This is a genomic window from Neisseria sp. P0009.S007 (genome assembly GCF_051962515.1).
On the sequence record NZ_JBQCVF010000212.1, the window covers coordinates 1 to 2,281 of the forward strand.

Annotated in this window: 4 protein-coding genes; 1 reads left to right on the forward strand and 3 read right to left on the reverse strand. The window is 47.4% G+C overall.

The window, feature by feature from the left end:
- Nucleotides 1–492 (forward strand): aminoacyl--tRNA ligase-related protein (locus ACTHS3_RS11690; RefSeq protein WP_440368008.1); only part of this gene is annotated, 492 nt, incomplete at its 5' end.
- Nucleotides 493–557: 65 nt separating this feature from the next.
- Here the strand turns inward: ACTHS3_RS11690 and ACTHS3_RS11695 are convergent.
- The 3 genes from ACTHS3_RS11695 to ACTHS3_RS11705 all read right to left on the reverse strand — a co-directional run bounded on the left by ACTHS3_RS11695 (nt 558) and on the right by ACTHS3_RS11705 (nt 2,057).
- Complete coding sequence (locus ACTHS3_RS11695; RefSeq protein WP_440368009.1) at nt 558–797, reverse strand: putative hemolysin; 240 nt, start codon at nt 795–797, stop codon at nt 558–560.
- 128 nt (nt 798–925) lie between these two features.
- Nucleotides 926–1,729 (reverse strand): basic amino acid ABC transporter substrate-binding protein, encoded by an 804-nt coding sequence (locus ACTHS3_RS11700; RefSeq protein ID WP_049332057.1) that lies wholly within the window; start codon nt 1,727–1,729, stop codon nt 926–928.
- A 76-nt stretch (nt 1,730–1,805) separates the two neighbouring features.
- Nucleotides 1,806–2,057 carry an NGO1151 family protein gene (locus ACTHS3_RS11705; protein ID WP_003680526.1) on the reverse strand — a complete coding sequence of 84 codons (252 nt, stop codon included), beginning with the start codon at nt 2,055–2,057 and terminating at the stop codon, nt 1,806–1,808.
- Nucleotides 2,058–2,281: the final 224 nt, after the last annotated feature.

Genomic DNA, 2,281 nt, shown 5'->3' on the forward strand with positions numbered 1-2,281 from the left:
TCCGAAGCGGGCGCATACGGTAAAGACGTGCGCGGTTTGATTCGCCAACACCAATTCGACAAAGTGGAAATGGTGCAAATCGTTCATCCGGAAAAATCATACGAAGCGCTGGAAGAAATGGTCGGCCATGCTGAAAATATTTTGAAAGCGTTGGAACTGCCATACCGAGTGATTACTTTGTGTACCGGTGACATGGGTTTCGGCGCAACCAAAACCTACGACTTGGAAGTTTGGGTTCCAGCGCAAAATACCTACCGTGAAATTTCCAGCTGCTCCAACTGCGAAGATTTCCAAGCTCGCCGCATGAAGGCGCGTTTCAAAGATGAAAACGGTAAAAACCGTTTGGTACATACTTTGAACGGCTCAGGCTTGGCTGTAGGCCGTACTTTGGTGGCGGTTTTGGAAAACCATCAAAATGCCGACGGCAGCATTAATGTTCCTGCTGCGTTGCAACCGTATATGGGCGGCGTGACCAAATTGGAAGTGAAATAATCGCTGTTTAAAAGAAAAGGCCGTCTGAAACTTGGGTTCAGACGGCCTTTTATATGATTGGGCAATTATTTGTTGTGTTGACGGAAATATTCCCATTCTTCAACGACTTTACCGTCAGGCAAGTGGCACACGCCGTATTCGTTGCCATCTTTGTCTTTTTTGATTTCGGATTTACCGCCTTGTTTGATGCAGAACTCGGAAGCCGGATTGGCCACGCCGACGTTGGGGGATTCTTGTTTTTCAGAAGCGGAGCAGGCGGCCAAAGCAGTGGCGGCAGCGAGGCTGAGGATAAGGGGGTTGATCATGGCGTGTCTTTCATTTGAGGGATAAAAACCAGCGGATTATAGGGAATGCTTGAGTTAAATGAGGTTAACCAGAAAAAGGCCGTCTGAAAAGTTTTCAGACGGCCTTTAGTTTGGGAAGTCAAACCGGATTATTTGGCTGCTTCTGCTTTTTCGCCTTCTTTAGCAAAGTATTTGGCGTAAATTTTGTCGTATTCGCCACTTTCGCGTACTTTTTTCAGCGCATCGTTCAACATTTTGATGGTGGCTTCGTCGCCTTTGCGTGCAGCGATACCGTAGTTTTCGATGGTGAAGTCAGGCAGGGAGATGAAATCCAGGCCTTTGGTCGGGTTGTTTTTCACATAGTTGGCAATGACCGCGCTGTCGCTGACTACAGAATCCAAACCGCCGTTTTCCAACTCTTTGATAATCAAGGGAACGCTTTCAAAGCGGGCGATTTTCGGATTGTCGTTGCCCAAGAGTTTGGAAACGGAGAAGTCGCCGGTGTAGCCGGTTACCACGCCGACTTTGGCCATGTTTTTCAGGTCTTCGGAAGAAGCTACTTTTTTGCCTTTCGGAACGAGGACGACTTGGGTGATTTCAAAGTATGGATCGCTGAAGAGCATGCTTTGTTTGCGGTCGTCAGTGATGGTTACGCCGGACATAACGATGTCCACGTCGCCGTTGTTCAGCGAAGGGAAGAGGCTTTCCCATGGCTGGTGTTTGAATTCGACTTTGAAGTTGCCGGCTTTAGCCATGGCATTCATCAAATCTACGTCAAAACCTTCTACTTTGCCGGCAGAATCCAAAGATTCAAATGGGGCAAACTCGGCATTGGAGCCGACACGGTACACTTTATCGGCAGGAGCAGAGGCATTGTTGCTTTGACCGCCGCAGGCAGTCAGGGCAAGGGCGGAACAAGCGAGAGCAGTGGCCAGCCATTTTTTCATATTCATGATATGTGCTTTCTTAATAAAATGTTAACGGATAAAATCTTAGTTTAGCATAATTTTGTGAACAAACTAGCCGAAATCAGTGGTCTTTTTCTCGGAAAAATGCGTAGGTTACGTCATGGAAGAGGTCGGTGTGCGGACTGTCTTCGTAGCTCAATTCCGCCAATGCGTCTTCAAAGGCAAGCTGGATGGATTCTACGGCATCGTTGGCCATGTCGGAGGGCAGGGAACGGATGAGGCCTTTGAGGGCGGTGGCGAGGACGTGGTTTTGCATACGCAAAGCGTCGTTGGCCTCTTCCAGATATTCGAGGCGTTGTTCGATGCTGCTCATGATGTATCCTTGAGTATTAAATAAAATAGTGATTATATAGCGAATTAATATTAAAATGTGACGCTTGCGCCGGCTTGCCGGATATGTCCAACCATCGGCCGTATTTCAAGTGATTTTAGGTTTGAATGCGGTTCACAATAAAAATGAAAAAACGAGATTATTATGGAAAACAACCGTCTTGACCCCACAGCCCTCGAGGAAGAAGACCTGAATTGGGAAAAACG

What these genes read in the sequence shown, in the direction of transcription:
- ACTHS3_RS11695 (WP_440368009.1), bottom strand. Translation starts at nt 797, where the DNA reads ATGATCAACCCCCTTATCCTCAGCCTCGCTGCCGCCACTGCTTTGGCC.
- ACTHS3_RS11700 (WP_049332057.1), bottom strand. Translation starts at nt 1,729, where the DNA reads ATGAATATGAAAAAATGGCTGGCCACTGCTCTCGCTTGTTCCGCCCTT.
- ACTHS3_RS11705 (WP_003680526.1), bottom strand. Translation starts at nt 2,057, where the DNA reads ATGAGCAGCATCGAACAACGCCTCGAATATCTGGAAGAGGCCAACGAC.